Source organism: Aristophania sp. ESL1142, assembly GCF_058107345.1.
In genome coordinates, this window is sequence record NZ_JBYLUH010000001.1 from 1,368,564 (window position 1) to 1,394,905 (window position 26,342).

Below are 26,342 nucleotides of genomic sequence, written 5' to 3' on the forward strand. Positions count from 1 at the left end.
GCCCTGAAAGAGAAAAACGTCAACTCCCTATGAATTTGGAACTATCACTAAGATTAACAGATAGTACGCGACTAACGCCACGCTCCTGCATTGTAACGCCGTAAAGCTGGTTCATATGAGCCATCGTTACCTGATGGTGTGTAACAACCAGAAAGCGTGTGTCGGTTTGTTTGTTTATGTCGATAATTAAACGGCAGAACTGTTCGACATTTGCTTCATCCAGGGGAGCATCAATCTCATCAAGGACGCAAATAGGGGCAGGGTTACAGAAAAAAGCAGCAAAGATGAGCGAAAGTGCTGTCAGTGCCTGTTCTCCCCCAGAGAGCAATGAGAGCGTTGAAAGTTTTTTCCCAGGTGGCTGTGCGTAAATTTCCAGTCCTGCTTCCAGAGGGTCATCACTTCCAATCATTGCCAGATGTGCTTTTCCTCCACCAAATATACGGGAAAAAAGTGCCTGGAAATGCTGGTCAACATCTGCAAAGACTGCACTTAAACGTGTCCGTCCTTCACGGTTAATTGTCGAAACAATTTTTTGTTGCTTCTCTATAGCCTCAGTGAGTTCGGCGAGCTCTTTTGTGAGCGCATCGGCTTCATTTGTGGCTTCATCATGTTCTGTTTCTGCCTTCAAATTGACAGTCCCCAACTGATCGCGCTCTTGTTGGAGCCTGTTAATATCACGGCGTAATGATGTTTCGCTTTTTCCAGAAAGATCGCTTTGAAGAGGTGTATTTTCTATAGGATTAGGAAGAGGTTCTTGCGTGGTTAACTGTTCAAGCTGATTTTGTGCCTGCGTTAAACGCTCAGTCAGGCCACTTGATTTTTCTCTTATTGTCGTATGCAGGTCTTGTAGAGAGGCAAGCTCGTCACGGCTTGTATCAAGGGTTTTTGTCAGTAAAGAAAGTTTCTGATCTGCTTCGTCATAACGGGTTTTCAGGCTTTCATAGGATGATTTCAACGCTTCAACCTGTTCTGACAGCTGAGCCGGATTTTCCTGAGTTTGAAGTGATAATTCAAAAACCTGTTTTTTCTGTTTTAGGTCATGAACTTCCTTTGATAAACGCGTCTTATCATTTTCGCTATTCTGGAGCTTGAGTGTTATAGCTTGTATCTGTTCTGTAATAGAGCGCGTTTTTTGCTCAAGTGCTTCATAAGCGGCACGATTTTCCTGAAAAGAGAATCTGTCTTTTTCGAATTTTATCTGTAAATTCTCAACTGTTTTGGCTCCATCTTCTAGAGAGGGCATTTTCTCGATGGTGGTCAGGGCCTGTTTCAGTTCCTTATCAAGGGAAAGACATAGCTCCTGTTGTGTTTTGGCCTGCTGTCGCAGCGTATCACGTCTGCCTATGGAGGCGGACTGTTCCTGTGTCAGAATATTAAGTTTGTTTTGGGCACGGTCATAATCTGCGCGGAGAGCCTGATAATGCGTCTCCAGCTGTCCTAATGTCGTGAGCCTATCATTGAGTTCTGATTGTTGTTCTGTAAGTCTTTTCTGAGTTTCTCCCAAATCCATTTGGGAAAGCTCAGTTTCAAAACTTTTCTTTTGATCTGAAAGTGTCTGAAAATCGGCTTCGATATGTTTGAGGGTGGCAGAGACATCTTTTAAACGAGACTGTATATTGTCAGATTGTAACTGAATCTGGGTATAATCACGTTCGACAATACTAAAATTTTTATAAGATTCTGCACGTTTGTTATGAGCTTCAATCACAGCTTCGCGTGCTGTAATGGTTTTCTGTTCTTCCAAATGGGTCTCAGTCGGATCATCATTTAGCTCTGCAAGGGTTTCTTTGAGGCCAGTGATGTTATTCTTAACGTCATTCTGGCTTGCAATATATTTGTCCAGCTGAGTCTGGGCGTAATTGAGGCGCTTGTCAGAAAGCTCCTGACTATGTTCCTGTTCCTTAACCTGAAAACGTAAGTGAGAGAGATCACGTTCGAGGGTGATTGCTTCATCACGTCGCGTTTCAATTTTGGCTTGAAGAAGCTTGTTATTATTCTGTTCCTCATCAAGCAGGGCGCTCACTTTTTTCGATGTTTGCTCTAATGAATTGCCCTGGTCGCGTAATTCCCGCAATCTCTGCAGATTCTGTAACTTTCTTGTTTCTGATGGCTGAATATCGGGACTTTGAACATATCCATCCCAGCGCCATAGTGAACCATCACGCGCAATAAGCGATGCACCTGAGACAAGACTAGTCTGTAAGGCAGGGGCCTGTGATGTGTCTTCGATGATATAAACAGCGTTCAGGGCCCTTGATAAGGCAGGAGGAGCTTTGACAAAGTCTGAAAGTGTCTGAAGGCCTTCAAGAGGTGACGGAAGGGGAGGGTGATGCGGAAGCTTACGCCAGGCCCGTTTATAAGGAATCTTTTTCTGGATGGAATCATCACTGATCAATACGGCATTGAGTGCATCACTCAAGGCAACCGCTAGCGCATGAGCATAATCTGGATCAACTTCAAGGGAGGTGAATAAGGAGGGACTGTCATCACCTGAAGAAATTTCAAGAGAATGTTCCAGGCCGGAGGCTTCTCCTTTAATCTGAAGGAGCTGTAATTCCTGCTGATGAAGTTGCCTGCGCGTATCTGAAAGTTTGTTGAAAGAACTTTTTAATGCCTCCTGCCAGGATTTCATATCCTGCAGGGCATTGTCATAAAGTTTTTGCTTATCAGCAAGATTATTACGAATGACGTCCAGATCGCTGTGAGAGTCTTTTTCAGACTGGGCTTCCGAGAGCGCTTTTTGAGCCTGAACAAGATGTTGAGCCGTTGTTTGCTGAAGATGTTCCAGACGCTCAATTTCAAGTTCCAGCAATTTTCGTTTTTGTGTCTTTTCTTTCTGACTAGTCCGGACTTTAAGCCATATTTGTTCCTGTTTATCCTGCGCATCTCGTGCTGTTTTTTCAGCGGCGTCGGCTTCCTCCAGTAATGCGTGTGCTTTGGATAGAGCCTGTTTCTGTGTTTCCAGTGTCTCAGGAGAAATAATGGATGTTTCAAGGGATTTCTGCTCAGATAAGCTTTTCTGATGCCTGACTTCGAGCGTTTTTAGTCTTTCAGAAATCAGGTTACCCTGGGTTGAAAGATGTTTTTGGCGTTGTATGTTAGCTTCAAGAGCAGATTTCGCTTTCTCAACAGAAATTTTCTGTTCCTGGCATAGGTCGCTGTAAGCTGCTTTGTCCTGCTCTGCCTTGATAAGGGTCTGGCGCGCCAGTTCAGCCTGTTCTCCAGCTTGTGTGACGAGAGAGGAATTAGAGCATATCTGCTCATTTTTCTGAAGCTCGACCTGTATCTGATCGAGACTATCCTGACTTTGTTTTAAATGTTGACGAAGAGCATCACATTGGTTTTTAGCCGTTTCATAACGGAGTGTTGCCTGATGATAGTCCTCCTTGGCCTTATCATAGGCAGATTTGCAATCATCAAGATCTTTTTCCTGTCTGTCTATTTTTTGTTTTTCAGAAATCAGGTCGATGGAAGGATCGTAATCCTTGTTTAACGTCGCCAGATTTTCGTTATAAGCTGTTTCCTGCTGACGGAGAGCTGTGAGCTCGTTATTTTTATCATCCAGCGTGTTTTTAAGCTCGTTAAATTGTTCCGAGCGTTCGTCCCATGTTTTTTTGATATGGGACAGATTATTCTGGGCAATCTCCATTTGAAGTTTTTGTTCTTCCAAACGGGGGCGAAGCTGGTCTAATTGCGCCTTCTGAGCGTTTTGCTCCTGCTGTAGCGCTTCAAAAGCAGCTTTTTTCTCATGTAGGGAAGTGGCTGCTTTTTCCAGGGATTCTTTAGCCTGTGAAAGCTCATTTTGAGAGGATTCTACCTTGATACGGGCCTGATTATGCCGCAGATGTAAAAGCTCTGTTTCGGTGCTTCTTATGGATTCTGACAAAGTGCGATAGGCTTTTGCCTGCTCGCTTTGTTCAGAGAGTGTTTTAATCCGGTCATTAAGCTTATCGAGGTGAATCTGCGCCTGTTCCAGATTGGTCTGTGCCTGCTTTAACTTGGTTTCAGCGTCTTTCCGGCGGACATAGAGCCCTTTTATCCCTGCGGCTTCTTCAAGTAAGACGCGTCTTTCTTCAGGCTTAACCTCAATAATCTGACTAACGCGATTTTGACTTATAATTGCAGAGCTACGAGCGCCGGAATCCATATCGGCAAAGAGCATCTGAATGTCTTTGGCCCGTACAACCGTATTATTCAGACGGTAAGTACTATTACTGCCCCGTTCAGCCTGACGTGAAATAACCAGTTCTGCACATTCCTGAAATGGAGATTGTGCCAGACCCTGAGCATCATCAATCTGGACCGAAACCTGTGCAAGATTGCGAGCTGACCGGGCATTTGTGCCAGCAAAGATGAGGTCATCACTATCGCCACCACGCAGAGCCTTGGCAGAGCTTTCTCCCATGACCCAGCGCAGTGCATCGACGATATTGGATTTCCCGCAGCCATTAGGCCCGATAATTCCCGTCAGGCCGGGCAGAATTTCTACCGTTACTTCATCGGCAAAACTTTTGAACCCAGCGATCGTCAGGCGGGTAAAATGGGGTTTGTTACTGGCAGTCATCTAGCTTCTTAAATTATTTTGAAGCTTCTTTGACAAGGTCTGAAAATTTCTCGAATGTTTCAGGGTCCTGTGCATAAGGTGTTTCATTAAAGCGGAAATAGGGTGTTCCCTGAATGTCATATTTTTTCATGTCAGCAGTAATCTGCTCTGACAAAGTCTTGGTAAATTCTTGATCGTTCTGAATTGCGTCAAACTGGGTGCTGGAAACACCAGCCAGGGCGGCCTCCTGGCGGAGATGCTGTAGGGGGTCTCCATCAGCGAAAGCCCATTTCATCTGACGTGAGAATAGTGAGCTGATAAAGGCTTCATAGCGTGATTCAGGCAGAGAACGTGCGATCATTGCGGCCGTCAAGGCAACGCGGTCCATGGGGAAATCATGAAACTGATAGCGGATTTTTCCTGTTTCAATAAGTTCCTTACGGATTTTAGGGAATTCTTCCGTCGCAAAGTGAGCACAATGCGTACATGTGAGGGAAAACCACTCCTGAACAAGGACAGGGGCTTTCGGATCGCCGATAATACGAGAGCCAAGACGTGGATCTGCATTTGTGCCGGCCTTCGCTATTTTTATAAGACTGGCACTGACGGCCAGAGTAGGCGCAGCTTTTAAGAGAGAACGACGAGAAAGAAATAGCTTATTCATATGGCATCCTAACAATAAATTCAGTCAAAGTCTCAAAAAGAAAGCTGGGAAAAACTACATGTCAAGTAACCTGATGGTCATCATCTCCTGTTTTTGTACCATCTTTATGTCTTTCGGTCCAATCATCAGGGATACGCATGCGTAATGCCAGAATATGGCGTGTATCAGCATCCATGACACGGAAGATTAAGCCACTGGGATGGGTTATGACTTCATCACGGGTAGGGACATGTTCAGCCAGTCTGAAGACGAGGCCACCGACTGTTTCTATTTCTGCTTCGCGTTCACTTTCAGTCAGTACAGGGCCGAGTTTTTCTTCCAGTGTTTCAATAGGCAGGCGTGGATCGAGATCAATCGCCCCATCTGCCCTTTCACGCCACGGTGTTGTAACGGGTTCATCATGTTCGTCAGAAATATCGCCAACAATTGTTTCAATTAGGTCTTCAATTGTGACGAGACCGTCAATGCTGCCATATTCGTCAATAACAAGTGCCATATGAGTGCGGCGTTGTCTCATCTGAAGCATAAGATCAAGCACAGGAATTGTTGGGGCAACAAAAAGAGGCTGTCTAAGGAGTTTTCGGAGGTCAAATTCGCTGACAGGGCCATTATATGAAATAAGGTCCTTAAGGTGAATCATGCCCACAATATCATCCAGCTCTTCGTGATAAACAGGAAGACGAGAGTGATTTTCCGTTCTCATAAGTGCCAGGGCATCTTCATAGGTGAGGTCATCAGGCATGGCAACAATATCTGCCCGTGGTACCATGGCATCATCGGCGGTGATGTCTCGTAGATGGAGGACATTAAGAATAAGGGCACGCTCCTGTCGATCAAGCTCAGAGGGGTCTTCAGATGTTTTTGAAAGGGTTGAAGAGTCTTTAACGAGATCTGTAAGAGCCTGACGCACGCTTATTGAACGGGGTTTACGACTGAAAAATTTCAGAAGCTGAGACCGCTCAGAAGGGGACTGTGTCATATGGCTAATCTCCGTCGGGTTCTCCATGGGTCAGCAAAGCCCATTTGCCTCAATATGCGTGTTTCCAGCATTTCCATAGTTCTGGCCTCTCCGGGATGATGGTGATCATACCCGGCAAGGTGCAAAAGTCCATGGACGATGAGATGAGTGCTATGAGCCTTCAAACTCTTTCCTGAATCACGGGATTCCCGTTCTATGGTTTCAAATGCAAGAATGATGCTGCCACCTTCACCAGGGGAAGATGGTTCAAATGTCAGAACATTGGTTGGTTTGTTTTTCCCACGAAACTGGGCATTAAGCTTTTTGATCATATGATCGGTCGCAAAAACGAACTCAGGGTAACATGCAATGAAACTTTCTCCTAAAAGCCTCTGGGTCGCTACCAGGGCCTTGGAAACTAGTTTCTCGGGGCAGTTTCCTGAAAGACGCCATTTTCTGTCATCAATCATTACGGAAATATCCGTAAGAGACTTATCTTCTGATAGAAGATTTCGGGGAATCATGACGAACTCGTGAGTAGGGGTTGTGAGAAGGAGCAGGGGGAAGTTGATCGTAAGCGTCAATAATACGGGCGACAAGTGGGTGACGGATGACATCAGAGGATGTGAGGTGGGAAAAGCCGATTCCAGGGACATTTTTTAGTGTGGAAACAGCTTCCTTAAGTCCTGATGTCATTGCCGGAGGAAGGTCGATCTGGCTCAAATCACCTGTAATAGCCATATGTGTCCCAGTTCCCATACGGGTTAGGAACATTTTCATCTGTGCTGGTGTCGTATTCTGGGCTTCGTCAAGAATGACATAGGCATGAGAAAGTGTGCGGCCTCGCATAAAGGCAAGCGGAGCAACTTCAATCTCACCACTTGCCATGCGTCTGGCAATCTGATCACCGGGCATCATGTCGTGAAGGGCGTCATAAAGTGGGCGCAGATAGGGATCAATTTTTTCACGCATATCGCCAGGGAGGAAGCCTAGCCTTTCTCCCGCTTCGACAGCCGGACGGGACAGGATAATCCGTTCCACCTGCCCTGATAGAAATAATGAGACTGCCTGTGCAACTGCCAGATATGTCTTCCCTGTGCCAGCAGGTCCGAGCCCGAAAACAAGTTCGTTTGCTGCCAGATTGGCCATATAAGCAGCCTGTCCTTGGGAACGGGGCGTAATAACACCACGTTTTGTCTGAAAGCTGGGAAGCTGTTCGAGAACTGGGTCGCTTTTCTTTACAGAGCTGAAAGGGCGTAATGTAGGCATGGAAACAAGCCTTATGATTCCCATAACCTGTTCTGAATCAATGGACTTTTCTTTTTTAGCCAAGGTATGTAGGGCTTCAAAGGCTGCTTCCGCTTGGGAAACCGCTTCGGTGGTTCCCATAATCGCAATGCGGTTTCCCCGACAGGAAAGGCGCACACCCAGCCCTTGTTCTAGCTGAACAAGGTGACGGTCATGCTCCCCGAGAATGCGTTTTAGAATCACGTTATTTTCAAAACGCAATGTGATAGAGTGCTTATCCTCGGAGTAGGTAGAAGAGGATAATGATTGAGAGGATAAATCTTTCAAAAGCTTTTTCTCTCTTCGCCAAGAACGCCTCCGAGGGAATTCGTAAGCTGTTCAGTAATATGGACTTTCACAATTTGCCCAATCAGGGATGGATCTCCCTCGAAATGGACAGGTTGCAGATAGGGCGAGCGTCCACTTAACTGCCCTGCTTTGCGTCCAGTGCCAGTAACCAGAATATCCTGGGTTGTGTTAAGAAGGGAGGCATTAAAAGCATCCTGCTGTTCACGTAAAAGTGCCTGAAGCGCCGCAAGCCTTCTGTCTTTAATCTCTTCATCAACCTGAAAAGGCTGCCCTGCCGCAGGTGTACCAGGACGGGGAGAATATTTAAAGCTATAGGCGCCCGCGAAGGTCACATCGCGGATAAGCTGCATGGTCGCTTCAAAGTCCTCTTCTGTTTCGCCAGGGTGGCCGACAATAAAGTCTGAAGAAAGGGCAATATCAGGTCGGGCCTTGCGTAAATTACGGATAATCTCCCGATATTCGTCAGCAGTATGATTGCGGTTCATGGCTTTGAGAATTCGGTCTGATCCGCTTTGCACAGGCAAATGCAGGAATGGCATCAGAAGGGGATTATCTTTATGAGCGTCAATCAGGCTTTGTTCCATATCACGCGGGTGGGACGTTGTATAACGGATACGTTTCAGGCCGGGGATAGTACTCAATCTTTCTGCGAGGCCAGCAAGATTGATTATTTTATCATTCTCCTGTCCATGAAAGGCATTAACATTCTGCCCCAGAAGGGTAATTTCTTTTACGCCACTCTCAACCAGTCGTGTCGCTTCAGCCATAATAGAGGGAACAGGACGGCTCGTTTCTGCACCACGTGTATAAGGAACAACACAGAATGAACAGAATTTGTCACAGCCTTCCTGGATTGTAAGGAAAGCAGTCAGATTGCCTGAAGTTTGTGGGGCTGAATCTTCAGGCAGGAAATCAAATTTTGTTTCAACAGGGAAATCTGTATCAATAATGGTTTTGCCGGCTCTGGCAACACGGGCAACCATTTCAGGTAAACGATGATAGGTTTGCGGGCCTAATATCAGATCAACATAAGGGGCCCTGGCCAGGATTTCTTCACCTTCAGCCTGCGCGACGCATCCTGCCACAGCGAGGAGGGTCTTGCGTCCTTCTGCCAGGTTGGCCTCGCAAATGAGTCTGAGACGTCCCAGTTCAGAAAAAACTTTTTCAGCTGCACGTTCACGGATATGGCAGGTATTCAGGATGATCATGTCGGCATCTTCGGCACGTTCAACAGGACCATATCCTAATGGACGCAGGACGTCTGCCATGCGGGCGCTGTCATAGACATTCATCTGACACCCCCATGTGATGATATGGAGACCACGAACAGTTTGTGAAGACGCTGCTAGCTGTGACATATAGAACTGAAGTACCATCCCTGAAGGAAAAATCTTTCAATAATAAGAAGCCTGCCTTCAAATCAAGCTTCAAATGAAGGTCATGTTTTACAAAAATCAGCTCTCAAGACGATTTTGCCTAAGGTCTTCAGTCCCCTGAAGGATAATTTCATATGTTTTGTTCGCAAGTAATTTTCGCGAAGTGAAATTATCAGGGTCAAGAGGAGGATGGAAATAAACACTGGCCCGCATTGACCGCCATTTTCCTAATGACCAGAGATGAGGTGCCAGATCCATATCTCCAAACCATGAGAATATAGAGGCACGACGGCTTTTTCCGACAGGAAGCCCCTCTAATCGATCATAGACAACTGAAATAGGCTGAACAAGCAGGGGAGGAGGCAGGGAAGGATCATCATCCGCCTGTCCACGCTTTTTGACAGGTTTAGCAATTGCAAAGAGGGAGGAAAGGAAAGGAAGAACCCTCATCCCATCTGAAGATGTTCCTTCAGGGAAAAGGGCGATATTATAGCCTTCCTTTAATCTATTGGTGACTTCAGTGACTTCATGTCCTGTTCCCAAACGGTTACGACTGATATAAATCGTCCCTCCAAGGCGGGTTAATATACCGATCAAGGGCCAGTTACGGACTTCCTGTTTTGAAATAAACAATGTCGGCAATACGGAACCAAGGACCAGAATATCAAGCCATGACGTGTGATTAGCGATAAACAGCACAGGTTTCCTGCCCTGCTTAAGGTCGTTTTCAGTGTAAATGCCGCCTGCCCGTTTCCCAATAGGGTTAACCTGAATCCCCATGATTTTGCATACAATTTTCCAGAAAAAACAGGGAAATCTGACATGAAGACGGCCCGGTGCCCGAATCAGAAAAGCCTGAAGGCAGCAAGCCAGAAACCCCCATATCAATACGGCTATAAGCCTGGCTGTACATCGTAAGTTACGAGCAATAGATTGTGGCGACGTAGGCTCATCTTTTTCAAAAAGAGCTTCAGGGTCAAAAACAGGACGGGAAGAAACCCCCGCTTTTTGTTTGTTGGGAGGCATATATGGAACGGACATAAAATGATTGATAAGGGGTTTTTAGTATAGAAACAATCTTAATCCACTCTTAGAAGGAAAGAAAACAATAAGCAAATCGGGCGTACAGCCATATCCATCATGCTTGTAGCTGTGTAAAAAGAAACATATCTGGGCAATATGGAAGAGCGGTGGTGTGACCTTCAGGGAGAGATAGTGAAGCCTTTAAGGACATATGGTTTGTGTTTGACGCTTTCGGTTGGCAGTTTTTTTGGAATTCAGCAGGTTTTTGCCGAAACCAGCACGTCAGAACAAAAGGAAATCACATTCTCTTATGAGACGCAGATTAAATCTACGTCTCATGAGGCGGTTGATGATGCCTTAAAAGCTTCTTCCCAGCTCATAATGTTACAAAAAACACATCAGATCGGGGCTTACGCACTCGCCGGACGTATCCGCAGTGATTACGAACGATTAAATGGTGCTTTGCAGTCTCAGGGTTATTATGACGGAAAGCTCAGGATTTCTGTAACAATTAACGGGCATGAGTATGAGGGGCGCGACCCTGCTATGCTAACGGCTCTTGAGCAGGATAAAAGCGGGAAAACGGTCAAAATTTCTGTTTTGGTTATATTAGGACAGATTTTTCATATAGGCTCTATAGACATTCTTTCTTCTCCCCAAAAAGGTCTGGAGACCTCTACACGGAAAGTTTTCCTGACGGAGAAAGAAAAGGCTGCGTTGAATATAAAGGTTGGGGACGAGGCCATTGCCGGGAAGATTCTGGATGCTCAGTCAAAATTAGGCGATTTTCTCCTTGAAGAAGGTTATGGCACGGCCACTGTCTCACGACCACAGGCAATTCTTCATCAGGAACAGCATAACATCACGGTGAGACTGTTTATTGATAAAGGCCCAAAATTGGTTGTAGGCTCCCTTACTTTTAAAGGCTTGAAACATGTTAAGCAGGATTATGTAAAGAAACGGATCCTTTTGCATGAAGGTGAGCTTTATCAACCTTCAGAAATTGAGAAAGCCCGTTTGGATTTAAGTAGTACAGGTCTTTTTTCTTCAATTCAGATCACAAATGCCCCTCCTGTGATTTCAATTTCACCTGAAAAGAGTGAAGTTAGAAATATTCATGAAGCGATGCCGCTTAATCTGGATTTTCAGGAAGGAAAGCGTAGACGTGTCTCTGGTGAGGTTGGATTTTCGACTGATCTTGGGGGACGGCTTGGGGCAAGTTGGTTGCACCGTAATTTTCTGGGGCGGGGAGAGCGTCTGAAAGTTTCAGCACTTGCGACAGGGTTGGGCGGAAGCGCGCAGCAGGGGCTTGGTTATGATGGTTATGTTGATTTCAGCAAACCAGATTTCCTTGATCGCGGGCGTAATCTGAATCTCAGGGTAGAGGCTGTCCGTCAGCTATTATATTCCTATCATCAGACAGCTTTTTTGATGAAAGGCGGTTTTTCCCAGCCTGTTGGTGATGAGTGGAACGTCAATGGGGCGATTGCCCTTGAGCAGGAAAAAATAAGACAGTTTGGCCATTCTCAGGACTATTTTATAGTTTCACTGCCTCTTGGGGCTGATTATGATACGACACACCGTCCTAATGCAATTGAGCCGGCGACACATGGTGTCAAAATATCCATATCTGCGTCTCCTTCTGAATCGATGGAACATAAGACATCATTTTTTGCTATTTTGAATGGTCAGATTTCAACTTATTTTGACCTGCATAATATCGGTCTTTCACGCCCGGGACGGAGTGTCATTGCTTTAAGAGGGACAATAGGCTCCATTCAGGGAGCGAATACGTGGGACATTCCGCCAGACCAGCGCCTTTATGCAGGTGGTCAGGCCACAGTGCGTGGTTATAGATATCAGGGAGTAGGGCCCCAATTCCGGCATAGCAAATATGCGATTGGGGGGAGCTCTATGGATGCGGCAACGGTTGAATACCGCCAGAGACTTTTTAAAAGTTTTGGGGCAGCTTTTTTTGCTGATGCCGGGCAGGTTGGGCGTGGTTCCATGCCTGGTCATGGTAAGGTGCGGGTCGGATATGGAGCTGGCGTGCGCTATTTTACGCCTATTGGCCCTATCCGTGTGGATATGGCCCTTCCAATGCACCGTCCAGAACGGGGCGATAAATGGGAGCTTTATATCGGGCTGGGGGAAACATTCTGATGCGTTTTCATCGCCGTCTTTATTATATAGTCATTCTGGTTCTCGGCCTGATTCTGACAGTGATGGGCATGAGTGTTACAGCCCTTCTTGTAAGTCTTAATCTGCCATCAGTACAGCGTGTTATTGAAGAAAAAATGCCCTCATTAACGGGCAATATGGTGCATCTGGAAGGGATTTCCGGCTTTTTGCCATCTCATCTCTATTTGCAGAAGTTAACCCTTGTTGATGAGAAGGGAGTCTGGCTTGAGCTTGATAAGGCAGATTTAAAATGGTCACCTTTGGCTTTGCTTCATATGAAAGCCAAGGTAAAAACATTTACAGCTGAACGTTTTATTTTTGAGCGCTTGCCCTATTCCAGTGAGCCTTCACCACCATCTGACCCGAATGATAAGCCTTTTAATCTGCCTTTGGCGGTTGATATAAGGTCACTGAATGCGCCTCATATTGAAATAGGCGCTGAATTAACACAGAAGCGTTTGCTTCTTTCCCTTTCTGGCAAGGCGAAAATTTCGAGTATTAATCCCTTTATCCAGGGCGTTAGTGTTAAAAATTTCCCTTCCATAATGATTGACGCTATTGCCCAGCGTTTTGATGAGCCAGCAATACTTTCCGTAAAGCTTGAAAAAAGGAAAAGGCGTGCTGATGGTCAGATAAGATTCAAGGAGGGAGGGCACGGCTTTCTGAGCACAATGCTTCATATCCCAGCCCTTGATCCGCTGACTGTTAATATTAGTTTCAAAGGCCCTTATCGTAAATTCAGAACGAAAATAGATCTGGCTGCCGGGCGGGATATGAAGACGCAGCTTGTACTTCATGAATCCGGGCAGATGAATCTCATCAGAAAAAATGGCAGAATTTCTTTAAACGCTTCGTCCCCTGCGATGAAATTATTGCCAACTCTTGGGTGGGATCATCTTAATATCAAGGCATCACTGGATGGTTCTCTTACGGCCCCTGCGGGAGAAGCGTCAGTCCAGCTTAATAATCTGGCTGCTTTCGGACTTATGGCTCGTTCGATTGATGTCTATTTTACAGGGGATAAGAAAAAGATATTTCATACAAATGGGGAATTGCGCTTAACAGGGTCTGTTGCGGGTTTAAAGATTCCCGGAAAAAAGCCCCTGTTATTTTATTCATCTCCTATAAATCTGACGGGGATTTACCATCCTTTCAGAAAAATTCAGCCTTTTACAGTCAGCTTGCAGCATGAGCTGATCCAGCTTTCTCTTGATGGTGTGGGTAAGCCGGCTCTGAAAGGGAAACTTGATCTGAAATTACCCTCCCTCCAGCCTTTTGCAGAATATGCCAATATTACCCTAGAGGGACGCTCTCATTTGACGGGAGATTTTGCCTTTCCGGTAAGGGAGAAAGGGGTGGTTAAAGCGGGAGTTAAGGGGGAGATTCAGGTTCTGTCTGGTTTGCCACAAGCTGTAGGGCTTATTGGCAAACAAGGCAGTTTTTCTTTGAATATGCAGCGTAACGCCCAGGGACTAATGACTCTGGAAGGGTTGAATATTTCAGGACGTGCTTTGCAGGTCAAAGGGAAAGCTGCCTTAAATCCTGCTGCTCATGGTACCCTAAATTCTGAACTCTTTCTGTCGTTGCCTGAGCTCAGGCAGGTTTCTCCTATAGTGCAGGGACATCTCCAGGCCAATATGACGATGAATGGTCTGTTAGATGATTTGAAAAGCAGTTTGCATATTGAGAGTGTCGCTGGTTTTTCCTCTTCTGCGACCCATATTAGCCCCGGTCCTGTTATAGTGGATATGGCAGTGGAACATCTTCCAGACTTCCCTGAAGGCAAGGTACAGGTGAAAGGGGACCTTGATAAAGCTCCGCTATCGATTGATCTGTCTTTTCATAAGGATCGACAGGGGAATATGGGGGCGACCCTCAGTAATCTTGCGTGGAAGACATTACAAGGACACGGAGATATTAACCTTCCACGGGGAAAGAAGATTCCCCGTGGGGAAATGGATATAACATTATCGAAATTTGAGTCTTTTGCCTCATTGATCGGCCAGCCAGTAAAGGGTTCTCTTTCATTAGGGTTCCATACGCTCAAAGAGCAGGGTGATAAATCCCAGGAGCGTGTTCATCTTGACCTGAAGTCACAATTGAGTATGGCAGATTATGCAATTCGCTCATTATCATTGAGCGGAAATGCTGATCACCTTTCTACCGAGCCAGTTTTTGATTTATCTGCTCAGATAGAGGGTCTTAAAGCAAAAGGCATAAAGGGAGGTGCGCATTTTTCCATTAAGGGGCCGCAAAAAGCCCTTGGGTTAAACCTTTCCGGAAAATTTGAAAACGTGATGCAAGCCCCTGCCAGACTTGATCTGGCAGTGCTGGCAAATCTGCCTGCATCACAATTAGCTATTAATAAGCTGGATGGTTTGATCAAGGGAGAAACAGTACGTCTTCAGTCACCAGCAACACTCAGATATGGGACAATATTAAGTGTTGAACATTTTAAATTATCAGCCACCACCCCTCAGAGCGTGCCTGCAATTCTGGCTGCAAATGGCACGGTTAAGCCTAAACTTGACCTGAGTTTTTCACTCGATCATGTGACCCCTGCTCTGGCAACCCCTTTCATGCCCGGACTAAAAGGCGGGGGGACGTTTAAAGCACAAGGCAGGGTGACAGGCACGCTGGCAGATCCAACAGGCTCAGTAACAGCAGAGGGGCAGAATCTTTATTTAAATACGGAATATGCCGCCTCTCTTCCGCGTTCTTCTTTCTCTGCTAAAGCCAATCTGGCTCATAAGCAGGTACAGTTACAGCTTGATGCACAGGCAGGAGACAGGCTCACAGCTCATGCCAGGGGGACAATTCCACTCTCTAAGGGAGGGGCTTTATCAATTCGCTCAAGTGGTAAATTGAATCTGACTTTGCTTAATGCCGTTCTTGGTGCTTCAGGAATGGGGATAAAGGGTCAGGTAGATATGGATATCACTGCCCAGGGCAAGCTGAATCATCCTGATCTTACGGGAGCTGTTCACCTTGTAGGGGGAGAATTTACGCATTATGCACAAGGTGTCCACCTCTCAGATATAAAGGCTGACCTCATTGCGCAGAATGATGAGTTGAGGGTGAAGAGTTTTAGTCTGAAAGCTGGAAAGGGGACGATGTCCCTTTCCGGGCAGATAGGAGTTTTACGCCCTAATATTCCATTCGATCTGATGTTTTCCATGAATAAGGCTCAGCCAGTCGTCAGTGATCTGCTTATGGAAACCCTGGATTCATCAATCCATATTCATGGTCAGGCACGTTCTGAAATTAATGTTGATGGTTCAATCAGGATTCCAGAAGCGAATATCAATATTCCTGATTCCATGCCGGCTTCGGTACCTCAGCTAGAGGTGATAAAACCGGGGAAAGAGCAGGAGAAAAAACCTCCATCCCCCTTCATCATAAATCTGAATGTGGATGTTCTGTCATCAGGACAGCTTTTTGTTCATGGTCACGGTGTTTTTGCTGAAATGATGGGGAAACTGCACCTGAGGGGTACAAACCTTGCGCCGGAAGTGACAGGAGGGTTTGATTTGAAAAGGGGCAGTTTTAATCTCGCAGGGATCAGTCTCAATTTTACCAAAGGGCGTGTCGCGTTTAATGGGAGTGGTGTCGGGCACAGGCTTGATCCAACACTTGATTTCAGGGCAGATAGAGCGGCAGAGGGGATCGTGGCAAGTCTGCTTGTGTCAGGTTATGCAAGTGATCCAAAGCTGAATTTTATTTCAGCGCCACAGCGACCGAAGGACGAGGTGCTCTCTGTATTGTTATTTGGTAATACGCGCGCGTCATTATCACCGACCCAGCTTGCAGCTTTGGGGGCTGCTGTTGTTCAGATAGGGGGAGGGTCAGCTTTTGACCCTCTTAGTGTCGTCAGGAATGGGTTGGGTCTGGATGAACTTTCTGTCGGTAGTAGCACTGGAAGCAAGGATGGTAAGGAAAAATCTACCCTGGAAGCAGGGAAATATGTGATGAAAGGCGTCTATGTTGGTGCAAAAGAGGGGCTTTCTGGCAATAATACACAGGCAGAAGTACGGGTTGATCTGACAAAACATCTCAAATTTAATACAACAGTCGGCACAGGTGGGCAGATTACCGGTTTCACAACACCGGAAAATGATCCCGGTTCCTCACTTGGGCTGTCTTATGGAATTGACTATTGAGACAGGGCCTTGCTTAGAGCGCGTTCAGTGAGTTCTTGTTTGATTTTCTCAATGACAGGATACCAGTCACCGAAATAGGGCTGACGATAGATGCGGATTGAAGGATACCATCTTGTTTCAGACTGGTTGATGCCCCACCGCCAGCAATTACAAAAACGGTCCATTAAAATGGTTTCTTTTCCGAGTGCACCAGCCAGATGAACAATAGAAGTATCAACTGTTATAACGATGTCCAGAGCTTCAATAAAAGCTGCTGTGTCCTCCATTGTTTTACACTCATCCATATAATCAAGAAGATAGCGGGAATAAGCGGCTTTCTGAACGGCTCTTGGCCCTTTTTGTAGACTGAAATATTGAATGAGAGGATCTCCAAAAAGGCTCTCTAATTCATTTAAATTCATGGAACGATGATAATCAATAAGGCGGGAAGTGCGATCATTTTCATGTATCCCTCCAGACCAGGCCAAACCGACACGCAGAATATGGGGCGGGATTGAACCTAGTTTGTCACGCCATTTCGCTGTTTTTTTAGAAGAGGGGGAGAAATAGGGGGATGAGACGCTGAAAGGCATAGCTGGATAGGCGTTCAGGGCGCGGGGAAGGCTTATAAATGGACAATGATAATCATAATCCGGTCTCGTTCCGCCGACCTGTGAAATGCCGACCCCTTCTATCCTTTTTATAAGAGAGGATAGCTGCTCACTTCCCCAGACATGAATATCGGCACCTGTCTCAGCCAGGAGGGGAATAAAGCGCGAATACATGATGGAATCCCCTAGACCTTCCTCATGAGTGATTAGAATCTTTTTGCCTTTTAAGGATGTTCCCGGCTGCAAGGTTGGCAACAATTTCTGAGGAGGAAGAGATGTATGGAAGGGGAGTTTCAGGCGCCATTCATGTTCCTGCCATCCTTGGGAGAAGCGCCCCATTTTTAAAAGGGCAATAGAATGGTTTAAACGTAAAAGAGGCTCGTGTGAGGCAATGGCGATCGCGCGCCGATAAAGTGTTAGAGCCTCTTCCACAGCATTTGTATTGTTATAGATATAGGCAAGATTATTCATGACATTCCAGTTATGAGGTAACTGGATCATGAGCTTTTGAAGCAGGTTCAGCGCTTCTCCAAAAGCGCCCTGTTCGCAAAGGATTTTGACGAGAACAGTCTTAAGGGAGAAGGCATGGGGAGAAAGATTTAGACTACTTCTCAGAAGTGTCTCGGCTTCATAAAGACGATGAAGCTGTACCAGTGATAATCCTTTTAACCCGATAAGAGCATCAGAACTATTATAGAGCTTTTCGTATGTGTTGAGTAACTGTAAGAAAGATTCTTCTTCCTGCTCTGTCTGCAATTGTTCCTGTAATCTTGAAAAAGGATTTTGTAGTCCACTCTCAATCGTATGTCGTAAATATCGGGCAGACTGGGTGTAATCTCCTATGAGAAAATAGTAACTACCTTTCCAGAAAGAACGTAATTCGTCACTCGGAAGCGTTTTTTCTATGACGGATAGTGCGTCTTGCATCTGGTTATGGCGAAGCAGGGCCAAAGGCTGTAGATCAATAATCGGCCTCATTAAGCCCCCATTATCCTTATTATGCCAGGATAGCTTAAATTATTGAACTGATCTTAAATCCAGATTGAAAATCATGGCCAGACTAAAAATGATCATCAGATCCATTATTGTTAGAAAAATTGTTCTGGTTAATGATATGAATTACGCCATAGATCATTAACCAGAGAGAAGGCTCAGGCCTTTTTCATTGTTTCTGTGAGTGTTTTCAGCACAGTTTCGGAGTCTTTATTCTCCAGAACAGCCAATTCAGCGACGAAGCGTTCCTGTGCGGCTTCAAAGAGTTTGCGTTCTGAAAAACTGCCATCAAGACTATCTACATTACGACGAAGGTCACGCAAAACCTCTGCGATCTGAATCAGATCACCAGAATTGATCTTCTCCTGATAGGCAATTGCACGACGTGCCCACATACCGCGGCTTATATGAGGTTTCCCCTTCACAACCGCCATGGCTTTATCAACAATCTCACGTGTCGCAATCTTGCGAAGGCCTGATTTGCGGGCCTTGGCTAAGGGGATATGCAGTGTCATCTGGTTGCCGGGGAATGAGATCTCAATCATCTCAATCATGGTCCCTACAACTTCGACATTGCCAATATTTTCGACACGACCCACACCGTGGGCTGCATAGACGATTGAATCGCCAACCTGAAAAGGATCATTTTTCAAGCCGGGATCTTTTTGCTGGGCTGTACGCTCAGCGGCATCGCGTGCCATGTCTTCAGTAACACCGCCTCTTTGAGGCATTCTAAAATTGCTGCTCATGCGGCCATAATATCAAAAAAAAATCTCCTTGTCTCTATGTCAGATTGTCATTCCTTATGGCTGTATTCCATCATGAGCGGGAACCATATCATGAGGCGTCATATGTACAGGCTGGAGGAGGTCTCTTTCTATAGTACGCGCCATGGAAAGCATAGGGAGTGCATGAGCGGTGTTGCTAAATGGCTCCTGTAAATCCCGTCCACTACGGTCCAGCATCTGGAATAAGAGTCCTATAATGCTGGATCCTAATGGAGTGATCCATCCTAAAGTCTGTACAGCGGAAAGAGGGAGCATTATGCAGAAGAGGTGGGTTACAATATCAGGAAGGACTGAATATTGTATGGGTAAGGGAGTTTTCTGAATGCGTTCGAGGCCGCCTTGGGCATTGGCGAGATCAGAAAGAATTCGATCTATTGTGCCATGTACGGCACCATCAATTTTATAAAGATCAACTTCTTCACGAACTTTAAGGCCAATTTCATAGAGAAGTGCGTTAGGACGATTGCTACATAAAAAGACATGCTTTTTCCATTCGTCGTCCAAAAGTGAATCGATCTCTGGTCCAACTTCACTATTGCTGAGTGCAGCCTTGAGTAAGTATGGATAAGCAGCCATTGCTTTGGCAAGGTCAGGGCGACCATTCAGTAAAGAGGCTGCCTGTCTTCCAAATGAGCGGCAATTATTTGTAATGCTTCCCCATAAAGTGCGTCCCTCCCACCAGCGGGCATAAGCGGCATTGTTTCGTATTCCTAGAAATAGCGCTAAGGCAGATCCCATAAGTGAGATGGGAAGCGCAGGCTGCTCCATCCATTCCTGGTGATAAATCTGGAACATGATGACGACAACGCAATCCCATAACGCCAGAATCGTTAGAGAAGGTAAGGTTTCTTTAACAAGAATTATAAGGCCTTGTTGTCTTTTAACGATCAATAGTTCTGCTCCCTGTTTCTGAACGTTTTGAAAAATTCTGCTATTTTACACAGAGACGTATTTATTCAATGGTTACAAGTTACATATTGGAAAGGAATAAATCTGATGGACGTTCTTGCTGCATTGGCTTTAGGGGCAGGGAAGCCTCTTGTAATTGATACTGTCCAACTGGAGGGTCCCCGAACAGGAGAAGTCCTTGTAGAAATCAAGGCTACAGGGCTTTGTCATACTGATAAATTTACTCTTTCCGGTCAAGATCCTGAAGGGTTGTTCCCTTCTATTCTTGGTCATGAAGGAGCTGGCATTGTCCGTGAGATTGGGCCTGGTGTTAAAAATCTGAAAGTGGGCGATCACGTTATTCCCCTTTATACGCCAGAATGCCGTGAGTGCCCGTCCTGTCTCTCTCGTAAAACAAATCTCTGCACATCAATCAGAGCCACTCAGGGCAAAGGGCTTATGCCTGATGGGACAACCCGTTTTTCTTATAAGGGCAAGCCAGTCTATCACTATATGGGGTGTTCCACTTTTGCCAATTATACCGTAATGCCTGAAATCGCTTTGGCAAAAATCCGTAAAGACGCACCTTTTGACAAGGTCTGTTACATTGGTTGTGGGGTCACAACGGGTATTGGGGCTGTGCTATTCACAGCAAAAGTCGAGCCTATGTCCAGTGTTGCCGTATTCGGCCTTGGAGGTATTGGCCTGAATGTGGTCCAGGGGGCCAGAATGGCGGGGGCAAAGCGCATTATCGGAATTGATATTAATCCTGAACGTGAAAAAATGGGTCGTCTCTTCGGACTGACTGATTTTGTGAATCCCCGTGATCTAGGCGAAAACGGAGATATTGTAGGCCATCTGATTGAAATGACGGGTGGTGGTCTGGATTATACTTTCGAGTGTGTTGGAAATGTGAAGCTTATGCGACAGGCTCTTGAAAGTGCTCATAGAGGGTGGGGCGTTTCCTGTGTGATCGGTGTTGCTGGAGCTGGTCAGGAAATCAGCACCCGTCCTTTCCAGCTTGTGACGGGAAGGCGTTGGATCGGTTCCGCTTTCGGTGGGGCTAGAGGGCGGACAGATGTTCCTAAAATTGTGGACTGGTATATGGAAGGCCGGATTAATATTGATGACCTCATTACAAACAAGATCAGTCTGGAAGAAATCAATAAAGGCTTTGAGATGATGGAGCGTGGTGAAGTCATTCGCACTGTTGTGGAGTATAAATAATGAGCAATACGCCATTTGAAACAGTGGAATCCCATATCTGTTTTGGAGGAACTTTACGTTTTATTCGTCTTTATTCAGAATCCTTAAAAAGCAAAACGACAATTAGCGTGTATTTGCCTCCTCAACTCAAAGAGGGGGAGAAATACCCCGTCATATATTGCCTCTCTGGTCTGACGTGTAATTACGAGAATTTCATCGTCAAAGCGAACGTGGTCCGTTTTGCAGCAAAATGGGGCTTTGCACTTATCGCTCCTGATACGTCACCACGCGATACAGGAATAAGAGGGGAAATGGATGATCCATATATTGGTGCTGGCGCTGGTTTTTATGTCGATGCCACAGCAATGCCATGGGCAGACCATTATAAAATGGCCAGTTTTACAGGAGAGGAATTGCCGCGCCTGATGGAATCTCTTTTCCCGATTGACCCGGAAAAATGTGGCATTATGGGTCACTCCATGGGAGGGATGGGTGCTTTGGGGATTGCCTTGCGCAACCCACAGAAATGGAAAAGCGTTTCTGCCTTTGCTCCCATAGGTCATCCATCCTCAGTTGAATGGGGATGGAAAGTGACAGACGCCTATTTTGGCGGTGACGTGCAGAAATGGAGAAATTATGATCCCTGTCTGTTGCTTGAAAATGGTCACAAACACCCAACTTCCATCCTGGTTGACCAGGGGCTGGAAGATGAGTTCTGGAATGATCTCAAACCGGATGATTTAGCGGTGTCATTTAAAAGGTCAGGCCAATCGGCAGAATTGCGTCGCCATGCCGGGTATGATCATTCTTATTGGTTTGTACAAAGTTTTATTGAAGACCATATGGCTCATCATGCGACGATTCTGAGAGGTTAGTGATTGCTGTAAAGCACTTCGGGTGTGACAAGAACCTCGCTATTAGGGTGCAAGCCATCAGGCGTAATCTGCTGATAGAAACAGCTTTTACGTCCTGTATGGCAGGCAACACCGTGTTGTTTTACGGTCATTAATAAAGCATCTCCATCGCAATCCAGTGCTGCGGAAAGGAGTTTCTGTTCCTGACCAGATGTTTCCCCCTTACGCCATAATTTTTTCCTGCTACGGGAATAGTAACAGACGCGTCCTGTCAGGAGTGTCTCGGTTAATGCCTCTTTATTCATCCAGGCAAGCATGAGAATGAGCTGATGCTCATCCTGTGCAATGGCGGCAATTAGTCCGTTTTCATCAAATTTAATGCTTTGTATGATCTTTTCCAAAAGATCAGAAGAAGGGGCATGCCAGGTCACGATCAAAGTCCTTATGATGAAAAAGCTTGGATAAAATGCTCAGGACACGCTGTAGTGACAGACATGCCTTCATAAATCAGTTCAGCATTGGTCCATAGAGCTCTGGGAAGCATAATGAATGCTAAATTCTCATAACGGGAAAGAAGCGGCATAGGAGGAGAGGATTCAGAAATCACAGTGCCGCTTTCTGAGGGGAAAAAGCCATTTTGTAAGTGCACAAGAGCGAGACGTTTTCTTATAAGACCACGATAATGTGAACGTGCAGTCACTTCCTGGCCCATATAGCATCCTTTTCTCCAGGAGATTGCCCCGAGGCAGTCCAGATTTGCTTCCAGGGCGATTGTTTTATCAGGGATGATATCATTCATCTCTGGCACACCGGCATGAAGGCGTTGTTTCAACCACTCTTTATCACCAGCGCCAGGAAGGTCGGGAGAGAGCACACTTAAGGCACGCCACCCAGGGATAGACATAGCATCACATTTGGCGACGATCAGTGATTCATAGGAAGGAGAAATTTCCTGTGTTCCGGCATAAACATTTAAATCTGTTATTGACAGTTCAATCTCAGCACGTAGTTTGAACGTGAGTAATTGTTTTAACAAGGAAGGTGCCTGTTCCTGAGAGCAATCAAGATAAAAGGCGTCCTGTGTACGGAAAATATAGAATAAGTAGCGGATTTTTCCTTGTGGACTGAGCATGGCAGATAACTTTATTTCGCCTGGTTTTAGGTCTTTGATATCTGCGGTAATGAGGCCTTGCAGAAAGGGAATACTGTCTGAGCCTTTTAGGCAAAGAACACTGCGGCAGGAAATGTGGTTGTATTTCATAAGGGTTCTTATGATAATCAAATTCGCCTAAAGAACAATTATTTCATTTTTATAGTGTATCCTCGATATGGGGATATTGGGGTTTGTTTATTGTTATTGAAGGGGGATAACGCTCTTGCCAGCAGAGGAAATCGTCAATCCCATGTCCAGTCCGTCTAATCGACGCTGGCGAATCGCTCAGTTCCTGATTCCTATACTGAGTGTAATCCTGGTGATTGGTGCTATTATTATTGTGTCACTGCATAATTTCCGCACAACGCGGGATGGTGCCATAGAGCTTTCAAGAAGCCTGCTTTTGAGTGATCAGCGTTATATCACTCAAGAAGTTACAAATTATCTTTCTCCTGCTCGATCTTCGTCCATAGTGGCAAGGGATATCCTTAATAGTGAGAATATTGATCAAAATGTCGCAAATTTCATGCTTCTGGGGCGGTCAATTTTAAAAAATGTTCCTCAGGTGGCCAGTTTTTATCTGGCTGACGATGAAGGACATTTTTGGATGATGGCAAAGCGTGAGGGGAATTACGAGGAAACGACGTATCAGAGTATCAAAAACCATAATTCGTTTGCACATAATGTCACAGATGTTGAGGGACGCTCTATCAGCAAAGATACTCTTAACACTGATTCCCATTATGATCCTCGTGAACATGATTGGTATCAAGGTGCGATAAAACGAATGAACAAGCCAGGGCAGAAAAATATATTCTGGCGTGAACCATATCCTTATCTTTCAACAAATCAGTTTATTATTACAGCGTCCTCAGCTTTTAAGACCGTAGATGGGCGCCGGATGGTTTTTGCTATCAATATTTCACTCAATGAGCTTACGAATTTTGTTAATGGCTTAAAGGTTGGTAAAAGTGGTCGTGCTATAATTGTGGACGTAAATGGTCATGTTATTGCCGGTCAGAATATGGCGAGAATAGACCAACCTGGATTTGACGCTTCAAAAGTTCAACTGGATGAAGCAACGCAGCCTGTTTTCCTCCGTACGCTAAATATTTTTAGAATTAAGGGCGATGGTGCCGGACTTGTGGAAGTTAAGGGCAAGCGGTTTGTTACAATCGCTTCGGCGATGACTGTTGCTAAGAAGTCATGGGTTTTACTTCTTAATGCCCCTGCAAGCGATTTTTCAAGTTTTGCGCGTAAAGTTCAAAAACAGAATATTTATTTCTCATTTGTTGTTATTATTCTCTCCTGCTTTTTGGCAATAGGATTGATTTATCAGGGCCGCAGGGTAATCCATTATCAGAAGACTCTGAAAAAGGGACGCGAAAAGATAAAGGCAGAAAGTGCGGGACTGCTTAAAATAGCCAACACACCAGCTTTACTGGACCCTGATAAGGAAATACCTGTCATGACTGAGGTGATGACAGAAAGAGGCAGAGCTAAACGAGCAAGTATATGGCGTTTGTTACCTGATGGGGAGCGTCTGATATGCGAGGACATGTTCGACCGCCAACATGATGCACATGGTTCAGGAATGGAGCTTTCAAAACATGTTTATCCTGGTCTTTTTGAATGTCTGCATGATGCGCAGTTAATCGACGTCCCTAATGCAGAGGAAGATGAAAGATTTAAGACCTTACACCGTGTTTTTATGCGTAATATAGACGCAAAACATTTATTTCTGGTTCCTATTTTGGAGCAACATAATCCGGTTGGCGTTATTCTAATCGAAGACCCCACTCAGCACGAAGGTTTGGAACGGATCGTTGCACTAGTTTCTTCCATTGAAGCACTGCGTTTCTTGCAGAGAAATAAAAAGATGGAGGACTCACTTCCTGAAGAAACGCAAAGTTTTGAAGAAGCATCGAAAATAGATATAAAACAAATATTCCAGTCTGAAACAGGATTTTTATTGGATCCAGAACATCAGGAAGATGGACCAATTAAAGATGGGCTTTATCCTTTTGTACCTATTATGGTCCTTGAGTTTCTTGAAACTTATGCAACACAGGAGGAGACAGCTCAGCATAATCTGGATCTCATTAATGAGCTGACAGGACAGATTCAGAGCATTGCCCGGAAAGCTGAGCTGTTTTCGATGCAAGTTGCTGGTAATAGGGTGATTTTTTTGGGAAGTTGCCAGCAGAAGCAGGACATGGCTAGTGTATTGCGTCTGGCTGATGTAGCAATCAATATCCGTGAAATTTGTCTGAATATAATTTCTGGTCTTTCTACAAAGATGATGTTCAGGATCGGAATTGATGTCGGTCCCCTCATGGCGGCGCATATTGGTGATAGTCCTTCAGTATTTAATGTCTGGGGGGCCGCGTTAAATACAGCTGATCTCATGGCTCATAATGCGCCAGATGGGGGACAGATCCAGGTTTCTGAGCAGGCATATGCGATCCTGAGAGGATATTTTCTGTTCAGGCCAAGGGGAGATTTTTATCTTCCTGGCAAAGGTGTTGCGCGTAGTTACATCATGGCAGGTCGTCGATGAGATTTTCTGATAGGTTTTTGCTTGTTCAGCGTTCTCTGGCGACTATTGGGTATTTAGCGCGCAGTCAGCCACGCTTTATGCTGATTATGATTGGATCTGCTTGGGGCGTTCTGTGTCAGGCAGTGCAACCTGTTACCTGGCGTCGTTCTGTTCAGATTGAATTCTGGCGAAATTTACGTCAAATGACGGGAGGCGGGTTTGTTAGTGCTTTAGTCGTTGCTGTTTTGACCGGCTTTGGAATTGTTGCGCAAGCTGTATACTGGCTTGGTTTTGCGGGTATGGCGCAAATGACTGGCAGTATTCTTTCCACGGTGCTGGTTCGTGAGATTGCTCCGGTTTTGGTGGGGATTATTCTTCTTGGGCGCTCAGGTATGCTCATTGTAACGGATTTGGGAAATATGACCCTTCAGAGGCAATTACGTGTTTTGAATGGACAGGGTATAGATCCATTTATAGCGCTTTTATTACCTCGAAGCCTTGCAATGACATTAAGTGGTTTTACGTTGGGTATCGTATTTAGTCTGATTGCCTTGACGATGGGGTATTTTGTATGCTGGGTGGAAAATATCGTTACGATGCCAATCTGGACATTCATGTTTCAGGTTATCAGCTCCGTCCACCCGGAAGATTATATCAGTATTCCTTTAAAGTTCCTTTTAAGTGGCTTTGCCGTTGGTCTTAGCTGTTGTCTCTCAGGGTTGGATATAAACAGCGAGGATGATCTTACGACCATTTTACCTAAGGGATTTTCCAGAGGGATCATGTCCGTTATGGCAATTAATGTCATTTTAGATATGATTTTTTAGGCG

At 45.4% G+C, this 26,342-nt stretch carries 18 protein-coding genes; 6 read left to right on the top strand and 12 right to left on the bottom strand.

Annotated features, from left to right (window positions below; all coding sequences use genetic code 11):
* Positions 1–19 precede the first annotated feature (19 nt).
* From AC3B6P_RS06450 to AC3B6P_RS06480, 7 genes are all read right to left on the bottom strand, one after another.
* The gene (locus tag AC3B6P_RS06450; RefSeq protein WP_489805269.1) at positions 20–4,564 is read right to left on the bottom strand and encodes an AAA family ATPase; all 4,545 of its coding nucleotides are present in this window, start codon (positions 4,562–4,564) and stop codon (positions 20–22) included.
* A 13-nt stretch (positions 4,565–4,577) separates the two neighbouring features.
* Complete coding sequence (locus tag AC3B6P_RS06455) at positions 4,578–5,207, bottom strand: thioredoxin domain-containing protein (RefSeq protein WP_489805270.1); 630 nt, start codon at positions 5,205–5,207, stop codon at positions 4,578–4,580.
* A 61-nt stretch (positions 5,208–5,268) separates the two neighbouring features.
* Positions 5,269–6,186, bottom strand: a complete 918-nt coding sequence (locus AC3B6P_RS06460) for a hemolysin family protein (protein WP_489805271.1) — start codon at positions 6,184–6,186, stop codon at positions 5,269–5,271.
* Positions 6,183–6,635: an rRNA maturation RNase YbeY gene (gene ybeY / locus AC3B6P_RS06465; protein ID WP_489805272.1), complete on the bottom strand. Its 453-nt coding sequence runs from the start codon at positions 6,633–6,635 to the stop codon at positions 6,183–6,185. Before ybeY ends, AC3B6P_RS06460 begins: the two co-directional genes overlap by 4 nt.
* A 22-nt stretch (positions 6,636–6,657) precedes the next feature.
* Positions 6,658–7,740 (bottom strand): PhoH family protein, encoded by a 1,083-nt coding sequence (locus AC3B6P_RS06470; protein WP_489805273.1) that lies wholly within the window; start codon positions 7,738–7,740, stop codon positions 6,658–6,660.
* The gene (gene miaB, locus AC3B6P_RS06475) at positions 7,737–9,119 is read right to left on the bottom strand and encodes a tRNA (N6-isopentenyl adenosine(37)-C2)-methylthiotransferase MiaB (protein WP_489805274.1); all 1,383 of its coding nucleotides are present in this window, start codon (positions 9,117–9,119) and stop codon (positions 7,737–7,739) included. The genes AC3B6P_RS06470 and miaB overlap by 4 nt, the downstream gene beginning before the upstream one ends.
* A gap of 96 nt (positions 9,120–9,215) precedes the next feature.
* The gene (locus AC3B6P_RS06480; protein WP_489805275.1) at positions 9,216–10,178 is read right to left on the bottom strand and encodes a lysophospholipid acyltransferase family protein; all 963 of its coding nucleotides are present in this window, start codon (positions 10,176–10,178) and stop codon (positions 9,216–9,218) included.
* A 174-nt stretch (positions 10,179–10,352) separates the two neighbouring features.
* Between AC3B6P_RS06480 and AC3B6P_RS06485 the strand changes: the two genes are divergently transcribed.
* Together AC3B6P_RS06485 and AC3B6P_RS06490 are read left to right on the top strand one after the other, a co-directional pair.
* Positions 10,353–12,323 carry an autotransporter assembly complex protein TamA gene (locus AC3B6P_RS06485; protein WP_489805276.1) on the top strand — a complete coding sequence of 657 codons (1,971 nt, stop codon included), beginning with the start codon at positions 10,353–10,355 and terminating at the stop codon, positions 12,321–12,323.
* Positions 12,323–16,501 carry a translocation/assembly module TamB domain-containing protein gene (locus AC3B6P_RS06490; RefSeq protein ID WP_489805277.1) on the top strand — a complete coding sequence of 1,393 codons (4,179 nt, stop codon included), beginning with the start codon at positions 12,323–12,325 and terminating at the stop codon, positions 16,499–16,501. The genes AC3B6P_RS06485 and AC3B6P_RS06490 overlap by 1 nt, the downstream gene beginning before the upstream one ends.
* Here AC3B6P_RS06490 and AC3B6P_RS06495 read toward each other — a convergent pair.
* The 3 genes from AC3B6P_RS06495 to AC3B6P_RS06505 form a co-directional block, all read right to left on the bottom strand.
* Entirely contained in the window at positions 16,495–18,069 is a 1,575-nt protein-coding gene (locus AC3B6P_RS06495; protein ID WP_489805278.1) for a tetratricopeptide repeat protein, read from the bottom strand. The two genes, AC3B6P_RS06490 and AC3B6P_RS06495, sit on opposite strands and share 7 nt — an antisense overlap.
* Before the next feature lie 173 nt (positions 18,070–18,242).
* The gene (locus AC3B6P_RS06500) at positions 18,243–18,833 is read right to left on the bottom strand and encodes a CarD family transcriptional regulator (RefSeq protein WP_489805279.1); all 591 of its coding nucleotides are present in this window, start codon (positions 18,831–18,833) and stop codon (positions 18,243–18,245) included.
* Positions 18,834–18,887: 54 nt separating this feature from the next.
* Positions 18,888–19,763 (bottom strand): bestrophin family protein, encoded by an 876-nt coding sequence (locus tag AC3B6P_RS06505; RefSeq protein ID WP_489805280.1) that lies wholly within the window; start codon positions 19,761–19,763, stop codon positions 18,888–18,890.
* 105 nt (positions 19,764–19,868) lie between these two features.
* Here AC3B6P_RS06505 and AC3B6P_RS06510 point away from each other — a divergent pair, with 105 nt between their 5' ends.
* A complete protein-coding gene (locus AC3B6P_RS06510; protein WP_489805281.1) occupies positions 19,869–20,987 on the top strand; it encodes an S-(hydroxymethyl)glutathione dehydrogenase/class III alcohol dehydrogenase in 1,119 nt (372 codons plus the stop codon).
* Complete coding sequence (gene fghA, locus AC3B6P_RS06515) at positions 20,987–21,841, top strand: S-formylglutathione hydrolase (RefSeq protein WP_489805282.1); 855 nt, start codon at positions 20,987–20,989, stop codon at positions 21,839–21,841. Before AC3B6P_RS06510 ends, fghA begins: the two co-directional genes overlap by 1 nt.
* Here the strand turns inward: fghA and hisI are convergent.
* Both hisI and ygfZ read right to left on the bottom strand, forming a co-directional pair.
* Complete coding sequence (hisI, locus tag AC3B6P_RS06520; protein WP_489805283.1) at positions 21,838–22,251, bottom strand: phosphoribosyl-AMP cyclohydrolase; 414 nt, start codon at positions 22,249–22,251, stop codon at positions 21,838–21,840. The two genes, fghA and hisI, sit on opposite strands and share 4 nt — an antisense overlap.
* A gap of 11 nt (positions 22,252–22,262) precedes the next feature.
* The gene (gene ygfZ / locus AC3B6P_RS06525) at positions 22,263–23,081 is read right to left on the bottom strand and encodes a CAF17-like 4Fe-4S cluster assembly/insertion protein YgfZ (protein WP_489805284.1); all 819 of its coding nucleotides are present in this window, start codon (positions 23,079–23,081) and stop codon (positions 22,263–22,265) included.
* 142 nt (positions 23,082–23,223) lie between these two features.
* Here ygfZ and AC3B6P_RS06530 point away from each other — a divergent pair, with 142 nt between their 5' ends.
* Both AC3B6P_RS06530 and AC3B6P_RS06535 read left to right on the top strand, forming a co-directional pair.
* Complete coding sequence (locus AC3B6P_RS06530) at positions 23,224–25,533, top strand: adenylate/guanylate cyclase domain-containing protein (protein WP_489805285.1); 2,310 nt, start codon at positions 23,224–23,226, stop codon at positions 25,531–25,533.
* On the top strand, positions 25,530–26,339 hold the full coding sequence (locus AC3B6P_RS06535) for an MlaE family ABC transporter permease (RefSeq protein WP_489805286.1): 810 nt from the start codon (positions 25,530–25,532) through the stop codon (positions 26,337–26,339). Before AC3B6P_RS06530 ends, AC3B6P_RS06535 begins: the two co-directional genes overlap by 4 nt.
* Positions 26,340–26,342 lie beyond the last annotated feature (3 nt).